The sequence below is a fragment of the Acidimicrobiales bacterium genome (assembly GCA_035533095.1).
In the GTDB taxonomy this organism is placed as follows: Bacteria; Actinomycetota; Acidimicrobiia; order Acidimicrobiales; family Palsa-688; genus DATLUM01.
The window spans coordinates 50,602-71,542 of the sequence record DATLUM010000056.1 but is presented as its reverse complement, the minus strand read 5'-3'; the positions used below and the strand labels follow the sequence as shown (position 1 = coordinate 71,542).

General features: G+C 67.4%; 22 protein-coding genes and 1 tRNA gene. 18 read left to right on the top strand and 5 right to left on the bottom strand.

Annotation, left to right across the window (positions count from 1 at the left end; translation table 11 throughout):
• Positions 1-7: 7 nt before the first annotated feature.
• Both VNF71_07660 and VNF71_07655 read left to right on the top strand, forming a co-directional pair.
• Positions 8-2,326, top strand: a complete 2,319-nt coding sequence (locus VNF71_07660; GenBank protein ID HVA74427.1) for an arylsulfatase — start codon at positions 8-10, stop codon at positions 2,324-2,326.
• Positions 2,327-2,328: 2 nt separating this feature from the next.
• Positions 2,329-3,120, top strand: coding sequence for a phosphotransferase (locus VNF71_07655; protein ID HVA74426.1), 792 nt, complete (start codon positions 2,329-2,331; stop codon positions 3,118-3,120).
• 19 nt (positions 3,121-3,139) lie between these two features.
• Here VNF71_07655 and VNF71_07650 read toward each other — a convergent pair whose 3' ends face one another.
• Positions 3,140-4,138 carry a hypothetical protein gene (locus tag VNF71_07650; GenBank protein ID HVA74425.1) on the bottom strand — a complete coding sequence of 333 codons (999 nt, stop codon included), beginning with the start codon at positions 4,136-4,138 and terminating at the stop codon, positions 3,140-3,142.
• 44 nt (positions 4,139-4,182) lie between these two features.
• On the opposite strand from VNF71_07650, the gene VNF71_07645 reads away from it, so the two are divergent.
• The 3 genes from VNF71_07645 to msrB are packed head-to-tail and all read left to right on the top strand — an operon-like array spanning position 4,183 to position 7,020.
• On the top strand, positions 4,183-4,692 hold the full coding sequence (locus tag VNF71_07645) for a VOC family protein (protein ID HVA74424.1): 510 nt from the start codon (positions 4,183-4,185) through the stop codon (positions 4,690-4,692).
• A gap of 31 nt (positions 4,693-4,723) precedes the next feature.
• Positions 4,724-6,562 (top strand): carboxyl transferase domain-containing protein, encoded by a 1,839-nt coding sequence (locus VNF71_07640; protein ID HVA74423.1) that lies wholly within the window; start codon positions 4,724-4,726, stop codon positions 6,560-6,562.
• Between the two features lie 59 nt (positions 6,563-6,621).
• Positions 6,622-7,020, top strand: a complete 399-nt coding sequence (gene msrB, locus VNF71_07635) for a peptide-methionine (R)-S-oxide reductase MsrB (GenBank protein HVA74422.1) — start codon at positions 6,622-6,624, stop codon at positions 7,018-7,020.
• Between the two features lie 10 nt (positions 7,021-7,030).
• On the opposite strand, the gene VNF71_07630 is transcribed toward msrB, so the two are convergent.
• Positions 7,031-7,372 carry a hypothetical protein gene (locus VNF71_07630; GenBank protein ID HVA74421.1) on the bottom strand — a complete coding sequence of 114 codons (342 nt, stop codon included), beginning with the start codon at positions 7,370-7,372 and terminating at the stop codon, positions 7,031-7,033.
• A 112-nt stretch (positions 7,373-7,484) separates the two neighbouring features.
• Positions 7,485-8,054, bottom strand: coding sequence for an oligoribonuclease (gene orn / locus VNF71_07625; protein HVA74420.1), 570 nt, complete (start codon positions 8,052-8,054; stop codon positions 7,485-7,487).
• 106 nt (positions 8,055-8,160) lie between these two features.
• Here orn and dut point away from each other — a divergent pair, with 106 nt between their 5' ends.
• From dut to VNF71_07590, 7 genes are all read left to right on the top strand, one after another.
• Positions 8,161-8,598, top strand: coding sequence for a dUTP diphosphatase (dut, locus tag VNF71_07620; GenBank protein ID HVA74419.1), 438 nt, complete (start codon positions 8,161-8,163; stop codon positions 8,596-8,598).
• Between the two features lie 9 nt (positions 8,599-8,607).
• Entirely contained in the window at positions 8,608-9,468 is an 861-nt protein-coding gene (locus VNF71_07615; protein HVA74418.1) for a DNA-formamidopyrimidine glycosylase family protein, read from the top strand.
• 226 nt (positions 9,469-9,694) lie between these two features.
• A complete protein-coding gene (locus VNF71_07610; protein ID HVA74417.1) occupies positions 9,695-10,018 on the top strand; it encodes a hypothetical protein in 324 nt (107 codons plus the stop codon).
• 40 nt (positions 10,019-10,058) lie between these two features.
• A tRNA-Gly gene (locus tag VNF71_07605) sits at positions 10,059-10,131 on the top strand.
• 4 nt (positions 10,132-10,135) lie between these two features.
• Complete coding sequence (locus VNF71_07600) at positions 10,136-11,107, top strand: phosphotransferase family protein (GenBank protein ID HVA74416.1); 972 nt, start codon at positions 10,136-10,138, stop codon at positions 11,105-11,107.
• On the top strand, positions 11,104-11,454 hold the full coding sequence (locus VNF71_07595; GenBank protein ID HVA74415.1) for a DUF6285 domain-containing protein: 351 nt from the start codon (positions 11,104-11,106) through the stop codon (positions 11,452-11,454). The genes VNF71_07600 and VNF71_07595 overlap by 4 nt, the downstream gene beginning before the upstream one ends.
• Positions 11,454-12,716, top strand: coding sequence for an acyl-CoA dehydrogenase family protein (locus tag VNF71_07590; protein HVA74414.1), 1,263 nt, complete (start codon positions 11,454-11,456; stop codon positions 12,714-12,716). Before VNF71_07595 ends, VNF71_07590 begins: the two co-directional genes overlap by 1 nt.
• Here the strand turns inward: VNF71_07590 and VNF71_07585 are convergent.
• Both VNF71_07585 and VNF71_07580 read right to left on the bottom strand, forming a co-directional pair.
• A complete protein-coding gene (locus tag VNF71_07585) occupies positions 12,713-13,861 on the bottom strand; it encodes an acyl-CoA dehydrogenase family protein (GenBank protein ID HVA74413.1) in 1,149 nt (382 codons plus the stop codon). The two genes, VNF71_07590 and VNF71_07585, sit on opposite strands and share 4 nt — an antisense overlap.
• An 18-nt stretch (positions 13,862-13,879) precedes the next feature.
• Positions 13,880-14,845, bottom strand: a complete 966-nt coding sequence (locus tag VNF71_07580; protein HVA74412.1) for a zinc-binding dehydrogenase — start codon at positions 14,843-14,845, stop codon at positions 13,880-13,882.
• Positions 14,846-14,935: 90 nt separating this feature from the next.
• Between VNF71_07580 and VNF71_07575 the strand changes: the two genes are divergently transcribed.
• The 6 genes from VNF71_07575 (at position 14,936) to VNF71_07550 (ending at position 20,941) form a co-directional block, all read left to right on the top strand.
• Entirely contained in the window at positions 14,936-15,340 is a 405-nt protein-coding gene (locus VNF71_07575) for an OB-fold domain-containing protein (protein HVA74411.1), read from the top strand.
• Between the two features lies 1 nt (position 15,341).
• Positions 15,342-16,547 (top strand): thiolase family protein, encoded by a 1,206-nt coding sequence (locus tag VNF71_07570; protein ID HVA74410.1) that lies wholly within the window; start codon positions 15,342-15,344, stop codon positions 16,545-16,547.
• 77 nt (positions 16,548-16,624) lie between these two features.
• Positions 16,625-16,768 carry a hypothetical protein gene (locus tag VNF71_07565; GenBank protein ID HVA74409.1) on the top strand — a complete coding sequence of 48 codons (144 nt, stop codon included), beginning with the start codon at positions 16,625-16,627 and terminating at the stop codon, positions 16,766-16,768.
• Positions 16,769-16,796: 28 nt separating this feature from the next.
• The gene (locus VNF71_07560; protein ID HVA74408.1) at positions 16,797-17,819 is read left to right on the top strand and encodes an adenylate/guanylate cyclase domain-containing protein; all 1,023 of its coding nucleotides are present in this window, start codon (positions 16,797-16,799) and stop codon (positions 17,817-17,819) included.
• A gap of 7 nt (positions 17,820-17,826) precedes the next feature.
• Positions 17,827-19,242, top strand: a complete 1,416-nt coding sequence (locus tag VNF71_07555) for an amidase (protein HVA74407.1) — start codon at positions 17,827-17,829, stop codon at positions 19,240-19,242.
• Positions 19,243-19,456: 214 nt separating this feature from the next.
• Positions 19,457-20,941 carry a hypothetical protein gene (locus tag VNF71_07550; protein ID HVA74406.1) on the top strand — a complete coding sequence of 495 codons (1,485 nt, stop codon included), beginning with the start codon at positions 19,457-19,459 and terminating at the stop codon, positions 20,939-20,941.

The following is a 20,941-nucleotide window of genomic DNA, read 5'->3' as shown; positions in this document are numbered from 1 at the left end:
GGCAGCCATGACCAGCGAACCTGTATTCGAAGGCGTGATCGGCCGGACGTGGCGGGAGTCGACGCCCTGGTGGCCGCAGCAGTCCGTCGCTCCGATGGGCGCGCCGAACGTTGTGATGATCGTGCTCGACGACGTTGGTTACGCGCAGCTCGGGTGTTACGGCTCCGACATCGACACGCCGGTGATCGACTCGCTGGCAGCAGAGGGTGTGCAGCTGGCGAACTTCCACACCACAGCGCTGTGCTCGCCGACGCGCGCCTGCCTGCTCACAGGACGCAACCATCATTCGAGCGGGATGGGCCGGATCGCGGAGCTGGCTACAGGTTTCCCCGGCTACTGGGGCAGGATCCCGCGGTCAAACGGCCTGCTTTCGGAGATACTCGCGACGGCGGGGTACGTCCCCGTAGCCGTCGGGAAATGGCATCTCACACCGGACAGCGAGACGCATCAGGCCGCCCCCCGCGACACCTGGCCCTGTGGCCGGGGATTCCAGCGGTGGTACGGGTTTCACGGCGGGGAGACGCACCAGTACGTGCCGGCGCTGTTCCAGGACAACCACTCCGTCGTGCCGCCCCAGAGCCCCCTCGACGGCTACCACCTGAGCACAGACCTCGCCGATCGCGCCATCCGTTATGTCGGCGAGGTGCGCTCGGCGGCACCCGACTCTCCGTTCTTCCTCTACCTTGCGACCGGGGCGTGCCACTCGCCCCACCATGCACCTCCCGAATGGATCGATCGGTACTCCGGGCGGTTCGACGGTGGCTGGGACGAGTGGCGGGCCAAGGCTTTCGAGCGGCAGGTCGAGCTCGGGCTTTTTCCTCCTGGCACGCGCATGTCGCAAAGACCGCCGTGGGTGCCGGCGTGGGACGCCCTCGCGGCCGAGGACCGAAGGGTCGCCGCGCGCTTCATGGAGTGCTTCGCCGGCTTCCTCTCTCACGCCGACGCGCAGATAGGGCGCGTGTTCGACTTCATCCGCTCGATGGGGGAATGGGAGCGGACCATCGTCGTGCTGGTCTCCGACAACGGTGCGAGCGCGGAAGGCGGGGTTCTCGGGTCGATCAACGACGTCCGCACCTGGAACGCCGCCCCCGCCGGCCCGGAGGAGCTTCGCGACAGGATCGGTGAGCTCGGCGGACCGAGCGCCCACAACAACTACCCCTGGGGTTGGACCATGGCCGGCAACACCCCCTTTCGCCGCTGGAAGCGGGAGGTGCACCAAGGTGGGGTCGCCGACCCCTGCTTGTTCTCGTGGCCGGGGCGGATACCCGGCGGGGGAGGTGTCCGGCGCCATTTCGCACACGCCATCGACTTGGTCCCGACGGTGCTCGATCTGATCGGGCTCGAGGGGCCGCGTGTCATCGGCGGTGTCGACCAGTCGCCGATCGAAGGCGTGAGCCTCGTGCCAGCGTTGATCGACCCGGCGGCGGACGAGGTGCACTCCACGCAGTACTTCGAGATGCTCGGCAGCCGCGCGATTTACCACGAGGGATGGAAGGCCGTCACGTTCCACCCGTTCGTCGACCTCTACGGAGACGGCCGTGATCCCGACGCGTCCTTCGACGACGACACGTGGGAGCTCTACCACGTCGAGACGGATCCGGCCGAGGTGACCGACCTGGCCGATTCGGAACCCGAGCGGCTCGAACAGATGGTGAAGCTGTGGTGGGAGGAAGCAGAGAAGTACAAGGTCCTGCCGCTCGACAACCGTCTCCTGGATGCCCTCGTGGACCCGCGCCACCAGCCCCCCGAACGTTCGCGCCAGGTGTTCTGGCCGGGCGGCTCGATCGTCCCCGAGGTGCAAGTGGTGAGCGTCCGGAACCGGTCGCATGCGATCAAGGCACGATTGGCCGTGCCCGCCGGTGGCGCTGACGGTGTGATCGTGGCCATGGGAACCGTTCTGGGTGGGTGGAGCCTGCACGTGCTGGGCGGACGCCTGCGATACGTCAACAACTTCCTCGGAGCGGAGCGGCACGTGGTCGAAGCAACGGCAGCACTGCAAGAGGGAGAGCATGAGGTCGGCCTTTCGTATGAGCCCCTGAAAGCAGGCGAGCCGGGCTCCGGCAGCTTTCATCAGGCGGGGAGGTGCCGGCTTGTCGTCGACGGATCCGTCGTGGCGGAGGGCACGATCGCCAAGACGGCGTTCTCCAGGTACAACATCACCGGAGGCGGTCTCACGTGCGGTTGGGAGCAGGGTCCTGCGGTCGGTGAGGGCTACGACGCACCCTTCCCCTATGCCGGGCAATTGCATCACGTCGAGATCTCCGTCGACGGGGAGGCGCGGCGAGACCCCGAGGCGGAATTCGAGGCGATTATGTCGGAGCAATAGCGATGGTCGAGGAGACTCTCGAGGGCGGCGTCGCGAACGCCGGCGCGGTCACCCGCGCCGGCGACCACGTCATGCGGCCATCCAATCCGCACACGTCTTCCATCCATCGCTTCCTGGCCGATTTGCGAGCGGCCGGCTTCCGGGGCGCACCGCTCCCGGTGGGAGTCGATCCGGACGGCAGGGAGAGGATCGAGTTCATCCCGGGGGACGTTCCTTTGGCGCCCTATCCAGGGTGGACGCAGACCGACGACGCCCTCGCGTCGGTGGCCGAATTGATGCGATGGTTCCACGACGCGTCCGCGTCGATCGTGCCGAGAGGGGAGTGGAGCACCGAGATGGCCGACCCTGCGCCGCATGGCGCAGGTCGTGTGGTCGTCTGCCACAACGACGTCTGCCTCGAGAACGTTGTCTTCCGCGACGGGCGAGCTATGGCGCTGCTCGACTTCGACTTCGCCGCACCCGGCCGCCCCGTCTACGACCTCGCGCAGTTCGCGCGCATGTGCGTGCCCGTCGACGACCCGCTCAGCGCCTCGCGACTGGGTTGGGCGGACGCTGACCGCGCCGCTCGGCTCCGCATCGTCGCTGATGCCTACGGACTCGACGACAGGCGCGGACTGCTTGACGTTCTGTCATCGACGATCGACCGCGGCGGGGAGTTCCTCCGTAGGCGCGTGGAGGCCGGAGACGCCAACTTCATCCGCATGTGGGACGAGATCGGCGGGATGGAGCGGTTCGACCGCCGCCGGCGCTGGTGGGCGGAGCACGAACCCGAATTCGCCGCGGCGTTCGCCTAAAGAGGCTCTGCGAACCTCTTCAACCGGCGTCGAAACTGAACAAAGACGACCCCGACACGCTGCTTCCGATCGCGCCGGCGGGAGCGTCGCGCTCGACGTAGCAGTCGAGGAACGCCTCGGTGACCGCCTCGATACCGGGCAGCCACGCGCTCCCCGCTTCGACCGGCGGGAGGTGACCTCCGCCTTTGAGCACGAGGAGGTATTTCGGCGAGGTCCCCTCCGCGTATACCTGGTATCCGTAGGCGGGAGGGTTGATCGTGTCCTCGTCGCCTTGCGTGACCAGCATGGGTGGGTTGTCCGTGTGAGAGACACCCGGCAACTGCTGGACCGACATGGCGATCAGTGCGTGGAATGCCGGCTCGCCCGGAGGTACCGGAGCGACGCTCGCGGCGACCGCCGACTCCGCTCCGTCGCTGTGGCCGGCCAGAGCGATCTCCGCCGGATCGATGCGTGAGGCGACCGGCGACCCCGCGGCGACGAGGCTGTCAGTGACGAAGCGGAGGTCCTCCGGCTGGTTGTTTATGTCGTTTTCGTCGATCTCGCCGCCGGCGACAGCAGCGTCGGTGAGGGGGAACTCCGGCGCCGCCACGACGTACCCGTGCGCCGCCCAGGCCTGGAGAAGCGTCAGATACGGGGGCGGCCCGACCTGGTAGCCGTGGGCGAACACGACGAGCGGGTGCCGTCCCGCGACGTCGGGGAACCACACGATGGTCGTCAGCGATCGGGAGCTGCTGATCTGGTGGCCGTGGCTGACGGTGGGGCGGCTCGTGTCGACGAGAGGGAGCGTCACCGATCCGACGGCGTACGGAGGGCCGGGTGCTGCCGTCGTAGGCGGGGTGGTGGACGGAGTCGAAGTCGAGGTGGGGTCGGCCCGCGACGCCCGCGCTGTGGTGGGCGGGAAGCTGCGCTGGTGCGACGAGCTGCAACTGCCGGCGCACAACAGCGCCACCGCCAGGAGAACCGCCTTCACGAGGTTCGCAGAATCGCCTGAGCTAATGGCGCGAAACTCTTTAAGCATGCTCGCAGAACCGTATCCGAGGAACCTGCCCTAGCCTGTTCGCCATGCCAGTGACCCGAATGAACCACGCCGTGTTGTACGTGCGTGATGTGGCCCGCACCGTCGAGTTCTACAGGAACCTCCTCGGCTTCAGGGTCAAGTTCGAGATTCCCGGTCAGGCGGCCTTCCTTCAGGCTCCAGCGAGCAACAACGACCACGATCTCGGGATCTTCCAGATCGGCGCCGATGCCGGGCCTTCCGAAGCCGGTCGCCGCACGGTCGGCCTCTACCACCTCGCGTGGGAGGTCGATACGCTCGACGAGCTCGAGAGGATCGCGGGAGTGCTGCGACAGGCGGGAGCGCTCGTGGGCGCCTCGGACCACGGCACCACCAAGGCTCTATACGCCAAGGACCCCGACGGTCTCGAGTTCGAGGTCTGCTGGCTCGTGCCGGCCGATCGCCTTCCGGTTGAGATCGATGCGATCACCAAGCCTCTGGACCTGGCAGCCGAGAAGGCCACCTATGGCGGTTCGACTCGAGGCGGAGTCGGCGTGTCTTTTCCTGCGCTGGCCTGACGAAAGCGCGCCCGGCCATACTGGCGCAGCGATGCCCGACCAGACGCTGACTCCCACGGTTGCCCCGATGGTCGGCACCGTCGCAGCGGTTCTCACGGGTCCCGGCGACCAAGTGATCGCCGGCCGCCCCGTCGTCATCCTCGAGTCGATGAAGATGGAGCACGAGGTCATGGCCGCTTCGAGCGGCACCGTGCGCCACGTGGTCGTGAACCCCGGTGACACCGTCGCCACCGGCGACCACCTGCTCCTCGTCGAAGAAGGCGAGGTCGACGCGGCGTCCCAATCAGCTGGAGAGTCACCGGATCCCACTGCGGTCAGGGCGGATCTCTCCGAGGTGATCGAGCGTCACGCCGTCACCCTCGACACCTCGCGCCCCGAAACCGTTGCGAAGCGCCACTCCTACGGGCGCCGGACGGCGCGCGAGAACCTCGACGATCTCTGCGACCGTGGCTCGTTCGTCGAGTACGGCGGGCTCGCCGTCGCCGCGCAGCGCGACAGGCGCAGCATGGAGGACCTGATCCAGAACACCGTCGCCGACGGGTTCGTCGGCGGCCTCGCCCACGTCAACGGCGATCTGTTCGGCCAATCCAGCTCGCACTGCGCCGTCATGTCCTACGACTACATGGTCCTCGCCGGCACACAGGGCTACCAGGGTCACCGCAAGAAGGACCGCCTTTTCGAGTTGGCCGAGCGCATGCGCCTGCCCATCCTCCTTTTCGCCGAAGGTGGGGGAGGGCGCCCGGGCGACACCGACGCCCCGACGGTGTCCGGGTTGGAAGTCATGGCCTTCGCGCTGTTCGGGCGCTTGAGCGGGCTGGTGCCGTTGGTGGGGATCGTGTCCGGTCGTTGCTTCGCCGGCAACGCAGCGCTTCTCGGGTGCTGCGACGTCATCATCGCGACAGAGGACGCCAGCATCGGCATGGCGGGACCGGCGATGATCGAGGGCGGCGGACTCGGGAAGGTCGCGCCGGACGAGGTCGGACCGGTCAGCGTGCAGTACCCGAACGGGGTCATCGACATCCTCGTCGGTAGTGATGCGGAAGCGGTCGGCGCTGCGAAGAAGTACCTGTCGTATTTCCAGGGCCCGGTCGTTGACTGGGAATGTGCTGACCAGCGTGAGCTTCGCGCCGCCGTCCCCGAGGACAGGCTGCGGGTCTACGACGTGCGTCGTGTGATATCGGGCCTTGCCGACACCGGCTCGGTGCTGGAGTTGAGAGGCGGATGGGGACCCGGGATCGTCACCGCATTGGTCCGGTTGGAGGGCCTGCCGGTCGGGGTGGTCGCAAACAACCCCGGGCACCTGGGCGGGGCGATTGATTCCGACGGAGCGGACAAGGCGGCGCGCTTCATGCAGCTGTGCGACGCCCACGACATCCCGCTGATGTTCCTTTGCGATACGCCGGGATTCATGGTCGGGCCAGAGGCGGAACGAACAGCGCAAGTCAGGCATTTCGCCCGTATGTTCGTCGTGGGGTCCAGCGTGACGGTTCCCTACGTCACCGTCATCCTGCGCAAGGGCTACGGCCTCGGCGCGCAGGCGATGGCCGGCGGAAGCTTCCGCGCGCCAGTGCTGACCGTGTCCTGGCCGACCGGCGAGATCGGCGGAATGGGACTAGAAGGCGCGGTCCGTCTCGGCTTCCGGAAGGAGCTCGAGGCGGAGGACGATCCAGCGGAGCGGGAGGCGCTGTTCGAACGGCTCGTGGCATCCGCGTACCGCAACGGAAAGGCCCTCAACGCGGCGACGCACTTCGAGATAGACGACGTCATCGACCCGGCGGCCACAAGGGCCACGATCCTGGCGGTCCTTCGGGCCGCCCCGCCACCCGCTCCGAGAACCCACAAGAAGCGCCCCTGCGTCGACACGTGGTAGACGGCCAGGCACGGAGACCCGGGCGGGCTTTAATGACACAATCCGCGTACCCTGGTCACATGGCACCAGAGGTAAAGAAGACCGACGAGGAGTGGAAGGCACAGCTCAGCCCCGAGCAATACGAGGTGCTCCGCCAGGCCGGTACCGAGCGACCGTGGTCGGGGAAGTACGTCAACAACCACGACGACGGCACCTACACCTGTGCCGGCTGTGGAGCGCTGCTGTTCGACGCCTCGACGAAGTACGAGTCAGGAAGCGGTTGGCCCAGCTTCTACGAGCCGGCTGTCGCGGAGGCGGTCGAGCTCGTCGAGGACCGCAGTCACGGCACGGTGCGTACGGAGGTTCGTTGCAGGCGGTGCGGCGGCCACCTCGGGCACCGTTTCGACGACGGGCCACAGCCGACGGGCCAGCGCTTCTGCATGAATTCGCTCGCGTTGGAGTTCCAGCCCAAGAGCTGACTCCTCGCGGTCAGCCCTCCTCGAGGATCCGGCGCTCCGCGGCGTTGCGCTCCGCCCACAGCGTTCGCCGGCGCTTCCAGAACGGGGTCTTCCAGACCTTGAAGCCCGACCGCCGGCCGGGCTTGGGCTCGCCCTTGCGGGGCGGAGAAGTCTTGCGCCCGAGGTCGTGAGAGGGCTGCGGGCAGATCAGGTCCGCGTCCTCCATGAGCTCGTCGTCGCCGGCCAACTCGTGCAGCCTGGCTTTCGACGTGTGGCGCACGTCCCGTGCCGTGCGGCGCCTGTGTCCTAGGGCGTCCTCTATGACCTGCTCGGCCGCCCGGGTGGCTGGTTCGCTCGTACGCTGAACGCTCACGAGACCTCCCTGCTGTACGCCGGTGCTTCTTTGGCAGGCACCGGACCGTAGGGCCATGGTGCCATGGGACCCGCCTATAGCGCTAGGACCCTTCGCGAGTTTCAGAAGAGTTTCAGCTAGGCCCCGCGGAAGCGGATGCGGGGGGTTCGGGCTGGCGGAAGACCGCTTGCCGGTAGTAGCGAAGCTCGGCGACGCTCTCCCTGATGTCGTCCAGGGCGCGATGGGACCCGTGCTTCTTCGGGGTGTTGACGAACGCTTCGGGATACCAGCGCCGGGTCAGCTCCTTGACCGTAGACACGTCGATCGAGCGGTAATGCAGGAAGGCGTCGATCTCGGGGAGCCACGCAGCCAGGAACCTTCGATCCGTCCCGATGGAGTTGCCGCACAGAGGGACACTGCCCTCCACGCGAATATGCTCGCGCAGGAACTCGAGCGTCGCCTTACCCGCCTGCTCGAGCGTGACGTCGGACTGCTTGATTGCCGCCAGCAGTCCGCTCCTCGTGTGCATGGTCCTCACGACGTCGTCCATCAGTTTCAACGACTCCGCGTCAGCGGCGATGACCAGGTCCGGTCCCTCCGCGACGATCTCGAGATCGTCGTCGGTGATCAAGGTTGCGATCTCGACGATGGTGTGCCGGGCGGGGTCGAGCCCGGTCATCTCGAGATCCATCCATGCAAGCACCGCCGGCACGTTACCCGGATGAAACGCTGCCCCACGCCGGGCCGTGCTGTTTCGCCCGGATGGGCCCCTGCCCCACGCCGGGCCGTGCTGTCGGTACCCTCGACCGGTGCTCGATGTGCCCGTCGTGGTACTGGACCCTGAGTTGCCCCTCCCGTCTTACGCCCGGACCGGGGACGCCGGCGCGGACCTCGTGGCGCGCGTCGGCGCCGTCGTCGAGGCCGGGGGCGGGCGGGCGCTGATCCCGACGGGGATCCGCCTGGCGATCCCCGAGGGTTACGCGGGTTTCGTGCAGCCCCGAAGCGGTCTGGCGCTGCGCCATGGCGTGACGATGGCCAACAGCCCGGGCCTGATCGACTCCGGCTACAGGGACGAGCTCGCCGTCATCGTGGTCAACACCGATCCGAAGGAGGACTTCGAGATACACCGCGGTGACCGCATCGCGCAGCTGGTCATCCAGAGGGTCGAGCAGGCCGTCTTCCGGCCTGTCGAGGAACTGCCGGTTTCCGAGCGGGGGCTCGGGGGCTTCGGCCACACCGGCCGCTAGGGGGTAGCGGTGCCAGAGTTACCGGAGGTCGAAGCGCTCGTCGGGTTCCTCGACTCGAAGCTCGCAGGACGGCGAGTCGAGCGCGTCGAGGTGGGCGCACTCTCCGCGTTGAAGACGTACGACCCTCCGGTCGAGTCGCTTCGCGGACGTGCCATCGACGGTGTGGCCAGGCGGGGCAAGTACTTGATCTTCGACGCCGCCGGCGTCTCGATGGTCGTCCATCTGGCGCGCGGGGGATGGGTCCAGTGGAGGGATCAGCTGGGCCCTGCGCGGGCGAAACCGGGCCGCGGGCCGCTGGCCTTGCGGATGGGCGTGGACGGCGGAGCCGGGTTCGACGTGACCGAGCAGGGGACCGAGAAACGCTTGGCCGTATGGGTGGCGCGAGACGTGGGTGAGGTCGAAGGCGTGGCGCGCTTGGGGCCCGATCCACTGGAGCCCGGCTTCGGTCCTTCACAGTTGGCAGCGGCGCTGGCTGGGCGGTCCGGCAACTTGAAGACCGTTCTCACGGACCAGTCGGTGATAGCCGGGATCGGAAACGCGTATTCGGACGAGGCCTTGCACGCAGCTCGTATGTCCCCGTACAAGCCGGCGGGCAAGCTGACCGACGAAGAGGTATCAGTCCTGCATGCGGCGCTCGTGGGCGTCCTGCGCGACGCGGTCGAGCGGTCGGCCGGACTCCCCGCGAGCGGCCTCAAGTCCGAGAAGAGGAGCGGCCTCTCGGTGCACGGTCGCTCAGGCGAGCCCTGCCCGGTGTGCGGGGACACGGTGCGGGAGGTGTCGTTTGCGACCAAGTCGATGCAGTACTGCCCCACCTGCCAGACGGGCGGGAAACCGCTGGCGGACAGGCGCCTGTCCCGGTTGCTGAAGTAGGGCCACCGTGCCAGCCGACTTCGAAGAAACCTTGCACCGCGGTATCCGGTGGCGCCGGCGCGGGCGGGAGGGTCCCATCGAGTTCCTCGACCCGAACAGGGATTCGTGGGTCATGTGGTCGCCGGGTGTCGATGCTCCCCCCAGGCCGGAGGGTTGGGAGCCGCCCACTCCGGCACCTGCTCGCTCGCGGACGCCCCGGCCGGGATGGCGGACACCATGGCGCCTGGTGCCCTTGGCGGTCACAGTCTTGGTGGTGGTGATTGCCATCGTGCAGGTGATGCGGCCGTCGGGAAACAACGTCAAGAAGGAGGCAGCGGCCACCGCCGCGCTGCTCGGCAAGTGCCTGGCGCAGCATGGGACCGCGGAGGGGCACCCCAAGTACTCGGCGAACCCGGTTCCGTGCGCCTCCTCATCTGCGGTGGTGAAGGTCGTACAGATCGTGGCGAGCACGCCGGGAAGCCCATCCTGCCCCGACGGAACAGTCGGGTTCGAGACTCCCTACCCGGGCGTGCAGTACCCCCATATCCTCTGCCTGAGATCGCTCCGCTGAGAAGCCGTCGCCACGCGGTCTGCTAGTTTGGAAGCCCGCTGCGGACGTGGCTCAGTTGGTAGAGCACAACCTTGCCAAGGTTGGGGTCGCGGGTTCGAATCCCGTCGTCCGCTCTCAGTGAAAGACCTCGCCGTAGACCCGGGGCCCCTCGCAGAGGTCTTGCACGAAGTGTTCGGACCCGCGTTCGTTCATCCGGTCGACATCCAGCGGCTGTCCGCCGGAGCGACCAGCCGGATCTGGTCTTTCGACCTGCCGGGTTTGGTTCCGCGGGGCTGCATCCTGCGCGTCGCCGCACCGGGCGCGAACCGCGTAGCAGTGAGCACCGAGGCGGCGGCGATGGAGGCTGCCGGCGCGGTGAAGGTTCCCGTCCCCACCATCCTGCATTCGTCGGATCGGACCGACCCGTTCGGCGCGCCCTACATGATCATGGAACGCGTCGAAGGTGAGACACTCGCCCGCCACATCCTGAGAGGCGACGAGTACGGGACCGCACGCAGCGTCTTCGCCGAGCAGTGCGGCCGCATCCTAGGCCGGCTCCGCAACGCTTCGGTCGACGCGGTGCCCGGTCTCGCCGAGGAGGGCCAACTCGAGAGGTGGGAGGAGATATTCCGCTTTCTCGATACGCCCGTCCCGACGTTCGAGTGGGCGTTCAAGTACCTGCAGCGCAACCGTCCGGCATCGAGCGGGCAGCCGTCGACCCTCGTGCACGGTGACTTCCGGCTCGGCAACCTGATCATCGGTCCGGAGGGCGTGAGAGCGGTTCTCGACTGGGAGATCGTGCACCGTGGCGACCCGCTGGAGGACCTCGGATGGTTGTGCGCGCGCCCCTGGCGATTCAGGGGACCGAATCCGGTCGGCGGCATGGGCCACTACGGCGATCTGCTCGGCGCCTATTCCGACGAATGCGGCGTGGGCGTTGACCTGGAGGAGCTGCGGTGGTGGGAGGTGTTCGCCTCATTGCGGTGGGGGATCATCTGCCTGCTCCAGGCGTCGCGGCATCTCGGAGGTTCAGACCGCTCGGTGGAGCTCGCCACGATCGGCCGGCGGGTGGCGGAGACGGAGCTCGACCTGTTGGATGCGGTGACGTGAACGCGGACCGGTACGGGACGCCAACGGCTGTCGAGCTCGTCGAGTCGGTGGTGGAGTTCTTGGAAAAAGACGTCGCCGGCGCGCTCTCGGGCCGGCCGAGGTTCCATCTGCGAGTCGCGGTGAACGCGCTGAACATAGTGAGGCGCCAGCTCCAGCTGGGCAGTGACAACAACCGCCTGTGTGATGCGGCCCTCGCGTCGCTGGGGGTGTCCTCGGAGCGCGAGCTGTCGGACGCGATCCGGTCGGGTGCTCTCGAAGACGGCTACCAGTTGCGCGGCGTGCTCCGCACGCTGGTGACGGCCCGCCTGCAAGTCAACAACCCGACCTACCTGGAGACGTACACCTGATGGACTTCGAACTTCCCAAGGAGCTGACCGAGTATCTCGGCGAGCTCGACCGGTACATCGAGGCGGAGATCAAGCCGCTCGAGGAGCAAGACGACAACGTCCGCTTCTTCGACCACCGGCGCGAGGACGCCAGGACGGACTGGGACCGGGGCGGCCTGCCCAACCGGGAATGGGAGGCGCTGCTGGCCGAAGCTCGCCGGAGGGCCGACAAGGCCGGTCACTACCGGTACGCGTTCCCGGCCGAGTACGGCGGTCGCGACGGGACGAACCTCGGCATGGCCGTCATCCGCGAGCACTTCGCGACGAAGGGGCTCGGCCTCCACAACGACCTGCAAAACGAGCACTCGATCGTCGGCAACAACGTCGGCCTGCTTCTCATGATCCACTACGGCAGCGAGCAGCAGAAGGCCGAGTGGATCGAGGACTTGGCCGCCGGCCGGCGTGGCTTCGCCTTCGGGATAACCGAGCCTGCACACGGCTCGGATGCGACGTACATGGAGACGACCGCGCGCCGCGAGGGCGAGGAGTGGGTCATCAACGGCGAGAAGACATTCAATACCGGCGTGCATCACGCAGGCCACGACCTGGTGTTCGCCCGCACGTCGGGCGAGCCGGGGGACGGTCGCGGGATCACCGGGTTCCTGGTGCCCGTCGACTCTCCCGGGTTCAAGATCGAGGAGTACCTCTGGACCTTCAACATGCCGACAGACCACGCGCACGTCTCGCTCACCGATGTGCGGGTCCCGCACAGCGCGATCCTCGGCGAGGAGGGCCGGGGTCTGGCCATCGTGCAGCACTTCTTCAACGAGAACCGGATCCGCCAGGCTGCCTCATCGCTCGGCGCGGCCCAGTACTGCATCAACGAGTCGGTCGCCTACGCGAAGGAACGAAAGCCTTTCGGCAAAGCGCTCGCTGAGAACCAGGGCATCCAGTTCCCGCTTGTCGAGCTACAGACCCAGTGCGAGATGCTGAGGGCCTTCATCCACAAGACGGCCTGGCTGATGGACCGCGACGGGCCGTTCACCCAGTCCCGGCAGGTATCGATGTGCAACTACTGGGCGAACCGGCTGTGCTGCGAGGCCGCCGATCGCGCCATGCAGGTGCACGGGGGCCTCGGCTACTCGCGCCACAAGCCGTTCGAGCACATCTACCGGCACCATCGCCGCTACCGCATCACCGAGGGTGCCGAGGAAATCCAGATACGCCGAGTGGCCGGCTACATGTTCGGTTTCATGGCCCAGCAGGCCCCGAAAGGCGTCTAGAAGCCGAGGCTCCTGCCGATGATCTCCTTCATGATCTCGGTGGTGCCGCCGTAGATGGTGGTGACCCGGGCGTCGACGTAGGCGCGGGCGATGGGGTACTCGAGCATGTAGCCGTAACCACCGTGCAGTTGCACGCAGCGGTCCACGACCTTCTTCTGCAACTCGGTGCACCACCACTTCGCCATGGCGGCTTCTTCCGCGGATAGTTCGCCTTCGTTCAGCGCGATCACGCAGTCGTCGACGAATGACTGGCCAACACGCACCTCGGTCTCGCACTCCGCAAGCACGAACTTCGAGTTCTGGTACGAGCCGATCGGCTGGCCGAACGCTTTTCTCTCCTTGCAGTACTCGATCGTCCAGTCGAGTGCTGCCCGCGCGGCTGCGACGCCGGCGATCGCGATCGACAGGCGCTCCTGCGGGAGGTTGGTTACCAGGCTGGTGAATCCGGTGCCCTCGTCACCCAGGCGGTTGGCCACCGGCACGCGGACGTCGTTGAAGAACAGCTCCGCGGTGTCCTGCGAGTGCAGCCCGACCTTCTCGAGGTTGCGCCCCCTTTCGAACCCGGGCATCCCGCGCTCGATGATGAGGAGCGACATACCCCTGTGCTTCTGCGAGGGGTCGGTCTTGACCGCCGTCACGACGAGATCGGCGTTGATGCCATTGGTGATGAACGTCTTGGCACCGTTGACGACGTAGTCGTCGCCGTCGCGTATCGCGGTCGTGGACATCGAAGCGAGGTCCGAGCCGATGCCCGGCTCCGTCATGCCGATCGCCGTGATGAGCTCGCCCGAGCAGATGCCAGGCAGCCAACGGGCCTTCTGCTCGTCGTCGGCGAGGGTGAGGAAGTACGGGAGGCAGATGTCGTTGTGGAGCGAGATGCCCAGGCCGGCCCCGCCCAGCCCGAGGTACTGGATCTCCTCGTCGATGACCTGGTTGTAGCGGAAGTCGTCGACTCCGCCACCGCCGAACTCCTCCGGCGCCGCCATCGCGAGGAACCCGTTCGCGCCAGCCTTGGCAAACAGGGACCGATCGATGACCCCGGCCTTCTCCCACTCCTGCTGGTGGGGGACAGCCTCCTTCTCGAAGAACGCGCGGATCGCCGCGCGGAACTGCTCGTGCTCCTCCTCGAAGATCGTCCTCTCCACGTACTGGACCCTACAGCGTCAGGCGAAGACGACCTTCCCGAAGAGGTCTCCGCCGATCATCCGCTCGAAGCCTTTTCGGGCTTCCGCCAGCGGCAGCACGGTGTCGATCACGGGGCGCAGCCCCGTGGCGACGAGCATCGACACGAGCCCTTCCAGCTCGATCCGGTTCCCCATGGTCGACCCGACCACCTCGACCTGTTGGAAGAAGACCCGTGCCAGCTCGACCGGCACCGTCATCCCCGAAGTCGCTCCGCACACGACGATCCTGCCCCCCGGGCGCACCGACCGCAGCGAGTGTCCGAGGGTCGCCTCCCCGACGCTCTCCATCACGGCGTCCACCCTGGCGGGCAGGCGCGCCCCCGACTCGAACACCTCGTGAGCGCCCAGCTCGAGGGCCTTGGTTCGTTTCGCCTCGCTGCGGCTCGTGGTCCACACCCTGTACCCGGCCGCCCTGGCCAGAGCGATCGCGGCCGTCGCCACGCCGCCGCCGGCACCCTGCACGAGGACGGTGTCACCGGGGCGGAGGCCCGAGCGGCTGAAGAGCATCTTGTATGCGGTCAGCCAGGCGGTCGGAAGGCACGCCGCCTCCTCGAAGGACAACTCCGCGGGCTTGGCGACGAGGTTGCGCTTGGGGACGGTGACCTTCTCCGCGATCGTCCCCTGGTGCTTCTCCGACAGCAACGACCGCTTCGGGTCGAATGTCTCGTCCCCCCTCCCTGCGCTGGGGTCGCCGATCACGGCGTGAACGATCACCTCGTTGCCCTCGGGGTCTACGCCGGCGGCGTCGCAGCCGAGGATCATCGGGGTCTGCTCGGCGGTGAGGCCGACGCCGCGCAGCGACCAGACGTCGTGGTGGTTCAGCGAGCTTGCGCGCACGTCGACGGTCACCCAGCCGTCGGGCGCCTCGGGATCGGGGCGTTCGCCGACCTCGAGAGCCGAGATCGGATCGTCGGGCGAGACGCGGGCGGCGTAGGCGGCGAGCATGCGGCCGAAGTTAGCGGCCCGGGAGTGGACTGGCGTAGGGTGGCCAACCGCGCGCCCGTGCGCCGCCGAAACGCCTCATAAGGAGGGGAGATGGGCCAGCAGGTCCCGTTGGTCGACTACCTGGTGCTCGGGGACCACCCCCACCTGGTGACGAAGGAGTGCAAGTCCTGCGGGGCCCGGTTCTTCGACCGGAGAAACGCCTGTGCGTCCTGCGGGAAGGCCGAAGGTTTCAAGCAGGTCGACGTCCCGACAGAGGGCGAGCTTCGTGCGTACACGATCGTCGCCTACGCGGCGCCCGGCATTCCCGTCCCGTTCGTGGCCGGCGTGGTGGACTGCGACGGCACAAGTGTCAGGGGGAACGTGATCAACACTTCGCCCGACCCCGAGCATGTGCGCACCGGAATGAAAGTGCGTCTCGCCACTTACGTGGTCGGGACCGACGACGAGGGAACCGAAGCGATCGGCTTCGGCTTCGAGCCCGTGGAGGGGAACTGACATGGCAAGCGACGACATCTGGATCCTGGGAATCCACATGACGAGGTTCGGCAAGCACCCCGAGCTCGACACGGTGGACCTGGCGGCGGAGGCTGCGATGGCGGCGCTCGCCGACGCCGACGTGACAGTCAAAGACGTAGGTGTCCTGGCTGCCGGCAACCTGATGGGCGCCGGCGCTCCGATCGGCCAGCAGGTCCAGAAGCAGATCGGCCAGACTGGGATACCGGTCTACAACGTCGCCAACGCCTGCGCGACAGGCGCGACAGCGCTGCGGACGGCGATCATGGCGGTCAAGGCCGGCGAATGCGACATGGGCCTCGCAGTCGGTGTGGAGAAGCTCGCAGGTGCCGGACTTCTCGGTGGTGGTGGGCAGGCAAAGAAGGACTCCAACAAGTACGAGCCGAGGGGTCGCTACGGTGCTGTCGTCCCGGTCGATGGGCGAATCGGCACGGAAACCATGCCCGGCGTCTTCGCCCAGATCGGCATGGAGTACGGGCACAAGTACGGCGGCACCTCGTTTGAGCTCTTCGCGCGGATCAGCGAGAAGAACCACGCCCACTCCACCCTGAACCCCCTGGCCGCCTACCAGAAGAAGTTCACGCTCGACGAGATCATGAACGACGTCATGATCGCCTACCCGAACACCCGCCCGATGTGCTCGGCCAACTGTGACGGTGCCGCCGCGGCGGTCGTGGTGTCCGGGTCGAAGCTCAAGACCCTCGATCCCGACCAGCAGCGGCGGGCGGTGAAGGTGTCTGCATCGATCCTGACGACGGACCCGTGGCAGGAGGCCTGCCAGGTGCTGCCCGACGTCAACACCCTCACCCGGAACGCCGCGCAGCAGGCGTACACACAGTCCGGCGTCGCCCCGGAGGATCTCGACCTCGTCGAGCTGCACGACTGCTTCGCAACAGCGGAGCTCGTGCACTACGACAACCTGATGCTCTGCAAGCCAGGTGAGGCCGTCCCGTTCTTCGAGTCGGGTGCCACGTGGCGCGACGGGAAGACCCCGGTGAACGTGTCCGGTGGCCTCGAGTCGAAGGGCCACCCGATAGCAGCGACCGGTATCGCCAACATCTGGGAGGTCTGCCAGCACCTCCGCGGTGAGGCCAAGGACCGCCAGATCGACAACGCCAAGGTCGGCCTCGCCCACGTGATCGGGCTCGGCTCCGCCTGCGGGGTTCACATCCTCGAACGCGCCGCGTAATCGGGTAATCAGGCCGAGGGGTGGGGTCCCAATTCCAGGGTCGGCCCCGCCGGAGAGGTCGTTTAGTATCGGTTCACATGGAAGAGCCGCAGGAGACCTCGACTACATCCGACGACACGGCCGCCTTCCAGCGTTTCTACGCGGAAGGGCCGGCGGCGGAGCAGCCGGAGCGCGGAATCCTCTACCGCATGTTCGTGGGTTGGTGGCGCGACCGGTCCTGACCGGGTACGTCTCGTAGCCAACGAAACAGTGCAACCAGAACCACAAGTCGACCCCGAGCAGCGGATAGAGCAGGCTCTCGAGGCATTCGCCGAGGGCGCGATACCTCACAAGCGCAAGTTCACCGCGGACGAGCTGGCGGAGGAAGCGGGTGTGGACGGGGAGCTGGCGCGGCGGCTCCGAAGAGCGATGGGCCTACCGGACGTGCCCCACGACGAGGCCGCCTTCTTCGAGGAGGACCTGCACGCCCTGGAGAAGGCCAAGGCGCTCATGGACGAGGACGGGCTCAGCCCGGCCGAGATACTCCACCTCACGCGCACGCTCGGGCTCGCGGCATCGAGGATGGCGGACGCCGTCGTCGGGTTCTGGGTCGACCGTGTTACCAGCGATGTTGCAACCGGCCGGGAGGGGGCGTTGTCCACCCCGCCCGAGCAGCGAGTCGACGACCTGGAATCGGTCGTCGGATACCTGCTCCGGCGCCACCTGCTCGACTCGGTCTCGCGCAAGCTGGCCGAGACGGCGGCCAGCGAGGGCAGCGGCCGGGCCGTCGCCGTAGGTTTCGCAGACCTTGTCGGGTTCACGTCCCTCAGCGAGCAGTTGAGCGACACCGAGACCGCCGAGCTGATCGAGCGTTTCGAGGTTCTCGCCCTCGACATCGTGGTCGGCGGTGGGGGGCGCGTGGTCAAGATGATCGGCGACGAGGTCATGTTCGCGTCCGACCCTGCTCTCGTCGCCGAGATCGCGGTCTCCCTGGCGGAGTCTTTTGACTCGCCCGACCTTCCTTCTGTGCGGGTCGGCGTGGCTGTGGGCAGCGTGCTGGCGCAATCGGGAGATCTCTACGGTCCGGTGGTCAACCTCGCGTCGCGCGCCACCATGGCGGCCCGCCCCGGTACCGTCCTCGTGTCGGCGGCCCTGGCTGAGACCATCTCCCGCGACGAGAGGTACACCGTCAGGCCTATCCGTCCCCACAAGCTCAAAGGGATCGGAACCGTGGAGCTCAGCGTCCTTCGCCGCGCGAACGAGAAGGAAAAGGTGGGCGGCGGGCACAAATAGATAGGTCATGCCCGACGGTGACGAACGCTTCACCGCCCTTGCCGACCAAGCGGAACTGCTGGCCAACCGAGACGTCAGCTCGGTCGAGCTGGTCGAACGCGCCATCGCAGCGGCGGAAGATGTGCAGCCGGTCCTGAATCCCTTCCGCGTACTGCGCGCTGATGCGGCGATCGAAGAGGCGAGGGCGGCAGACAAACGCCTGGCGGAGGGAGAGCGGCTCCCGTTGCTCGGGGTACCGATCGCGATCAAGGACGACAGCGACATAGCGGGAGAGACGACTCCTTTCGGCTGTGCGGGAGACTTCGAGCCAAAGGCGGACGACGGCGAGGCGGTTCGCCGCCTGCGAGCGGCCGGAGCCATAGTGATCGGCAAGACGAACAGCCCTGAGTTCGGGCAGTGGCCATGGACCGAGAGCAGCGCGTTCGGGGCGACTCGCAACCCGTGGAACACCGGCTACTCCCCGGGCGGGTCGTCGGGTGGATCGGCTGTGGCCGTAGCTACCGGGGTGGTCGCGGCCGCTGTCGGGTCGGACGGGGCTGGATCCGTACGAATTCCCGCCTCTTGGACGAACCTCGTCGGTATCAAACCTCAGCGGGGGAGGATCTCCACCTGGCCCGACCCGGAGGCGTTCAACGGGATCACTGTGTACGGCCCCCTGGCGCGCACCGTAGGCGACGCCGCGCTGCTGCTCGACGTGCTCACTGGGAACCACCGGTTGGACCTTCACAAGCCCCCGGCGCCGGCGGAGCCGTTCGCGGCCTCGGCGACGAGATCGCCGCGGCGGTTGCGCATCGCGCTCTCCACCCGGATCCCCTTCAGCCTCGTGAGGACATCACTCGACGGCGAGGTGAGCGCGGCGGTCGAGTCGGTCGCGCAGGACCTCGCCGGGCTTGGCCACGACGTGGAGGAGGAGGATCCCGCTTACGGGCTGATCGGGCTGTCCTTCGTCCCGCGCTCCACAGCGGGGGTGGCGGACTGGTGCAACCGCGTGCCCGACGAAGACCTGCTCGACCCCAGGACTCGCGCCAACGGTCGCCTCGGCCGCATCCTGAGCGGGCCCCCGCTTCGTTTGGCGCGACGCCTCGAGCCGTTCTTCGCGGCAAGGGTGGGGCGCATATTCGAACGCTTCGACGTCATCCTGGCGCCGACGACCGCCAAGCCGCCCATCCCCATAGGAGCGTTCGAGGGGCTCGGGGGCTGGGCCACCGACCAGTTGATGGCCGGCGCCTGCCCGTACGCCTGGCCGTGGAACGTGCTGGGGTGGCCGGGGGTGAGCGTCCCGGCCGGATTCACCAGGAAGGGACTGCCCGTGGGAGCCCAGCTCATCGGTCCCGCTTGCAGCGAGAGCCTCCTGATCAGCCTGGCGGCCCAACTCGAACCGGTCAGGGGCTGGGCGGGGCGCCACCCAGAGTGGCGCAAATGAAGTTCCGGGCTGTGCCTGCCGAATCATTCATCCGGACAAGGGGTAGGGTCCCGGGTGTACCGTTTCGGCGTATTCAGGGGGATATGAACGTGTTGTCCTGTGACGTGCCCGGCCTATGGCAGAAGGACAGAGTAAGGCTGCCGTCGAATAGTCCCTCAATACATCCCGCGGCCGCTGCGGCTGCGGACAGTCATTGGATCCGGGGGATGGCTAAGTGAGCGCTCGAAGAAGTGGTCTCTGGCGTTACGGTCGCTGGGCAGCCGCGGCCACAGCCGGCGGCATGATCGCCGCAGGCGCCTTGGGTCTGGCGACGGGCGGGACGGCGGTCGCGGACGGCGACCCGGGCGTCGGTTCCTCTTATGCCCAGGGCTTCCAGGTGACACCCCACGAAGGCTCATTGGCTGTCGGGGCGGTCTTCGACGAGGCTCTTGCCGGGCACACCGACAAGATCGCGCGCGCCCAGTCCCAGGGCCTCGATCTCGGTGCGGTCGGAACGTCGATCAAGGGCTACAACTGCGGCCAGCAGCCGACTGCGCTGGCGAACTACGTGCCGGACCCAATACAGGCGGAGACGCCGTCCACGGGCGGCACCGACCAGTCGTCCGCAGGGCCCAGCCCGAGCGACCATAACTCTGACGGCAGCGTCGAGCACGTGCTCGCTTCGGACACCCCCTACGGCGAAGCGGATACCACCTTCGCCGGCCCAGTCAACGCGGCCAACAACTTCATCGGCATATCGGGTGTTGCCAGCAAGGCGTGGTCCGGTCTGGTCAACGGAGCCCGAGACGCGGCCGCGACCGCCGACATCGGTCAGGTCACTATCGCCGGCCTGGTGACACTGAGCCATCTCCACTGGCAAGTTGACTATCCGGCGAACGGGAAGGCCACCAGCACCTTCACGATCGGGCAGGCCACGATCAACGGAACGGCCGTCCCGACGGCCGACCCGTCGCAGGTGCTGAACGCCGCCAACCAGGTTCTCAGCAACATCGGGGTGACGATCAGCGGCCCGAGCCCGACCTTTGCCCCGCCGACCGGGTACAACCCGTCGGGCATCCAGTTCGAGTCGCCGCTCCAGATCGCGGTCGTCCCCAACAGCAACCGCAACGGGGTCACCGACCCGGTGATCTCCGGCGTGGTGGAGCCGAACTACTACCCGCTGGCCAACGGTCTGGAGAACGGCTTCGCCAACACGTCAGCCCCGTGGAACTCGCTGGCCCCGGTGGAGCAGAACGACCCGACCGGCCAGCTCGAGCAAGCGCTCTGCCAGACCGACACGCCGATCACCGTCGCCGACATCACGGTCGCTTCCTTCACCGCCGCCGGCTACTTCAACATCGCACTCGGCGGTGTCAACGCTTCCAGCGGCCCGCTCCCAACCAACAGCTTCAACCTGGCCGAATTCAGCTTCGGCAGCCTTTCGAGCGGGTCGAGCTCGCTCCTGCCCGGCAGCAGCGGTTTGGACGCGACCGCGGGAACACCAGCAATCGCCGGGGTTCCCGGGCAGGCAGTATCGGGACCGTCCTCCACGGGCTCCAACAACCAGCAACGAGTCGTACCGGCAGCATCAGTGACAACTGAGGCAGCAGGACCGCTGCTCGGGATCGGCTTGGGCGTGCTCGGTTTACTCGGGCTACTGGCCGAAGCAGACCGGCGGATGATCCGACGCACCCTCAACACCGCAAGCTTCGAGGAGTAA

Bases quoted from the DNA above. Each gene is read 5' to 3' on its own strand.
- VNF71_07565 (HVA74409.1), top strand. From the start codon at position 16,625: ATGGAAGAGCCGCAGGAGACCTCGACTACATCCGACGACACGGCCGCC.
- VNF71_07580 (HVA74412.1), bottom strand. From the start codon at position 14,845: ATGCTCGCCGCCTACGCCGCCCGCGTCTCGCCCGACGATCCGATCTCG.
- VNF71_07660 (HVA74427.1), top strand. From the start codon at position 8: ATGACCAGCGAACCTGTATTCGAAGGCGTGATCGGCCGGACGTGGCGG.
- msrB (HVA74422.1), top strand. From the start codon at position 6,622: ATGGCACCAGAGGTAAAGAAGACCGACGAGGAGTGGAAGGCACAGCTC.
- VNF71_07655 (HVA74426.1), top strand. From the start codon at position 2,329: ATGGTCGAGGAGACTCTCGAGGGCGGCGTCGCGAACGCCGGCGCGGTC.
- VNF71_07555 (HVA74407.1), top strand. From the start codon at position 17,827: ATGCCCGACGGTGACGAACGCTTCACCGCCCTTGCCGACCAAGCGGAA.
- VNF71_07640 (HVA74423.1), top strand. From the start codon at position 4,724: ATGCCCGACCAGACGCTGACTCCCACGGTTGCCCCGATGGTCGGCACC.
- VNF71_07575 (HVA74411.1), top strand. From the start codon at position 14,936: ATGGGCCAGCAGGTCCCGTTGGTCGACTACCTGGTGCTCGGGGACCAC.
- VNF71_07570 (HVA74410.1), top strand. From the start codon at position 15,342: ATGGCAAGCGACGACATCTGGATCCTGGGAATCCACATGACGAGGTTC.
- VNF71_07590 (HVA74414.1), top strand. From the start codon at position 11,454: ATGGACTTCGAACTTCCCAAGGAGCTGACCGAGTATCTCGGCGAGCTC.
- VNF71_07650 (HVA74425.1), bottom strand. From the start codon at position 4,138: ATGCTTAAAGAGTTTCGCGCCATTAGCTCAGGCGATTCTGCGAACCTC.
- VNF71_07645 (HVA74424.1), top strand. From the start codon at position 4,183: ATGCCAGTGACCCGAATGAACCACGCCGTGTTGTACGTGCGTGATGTG.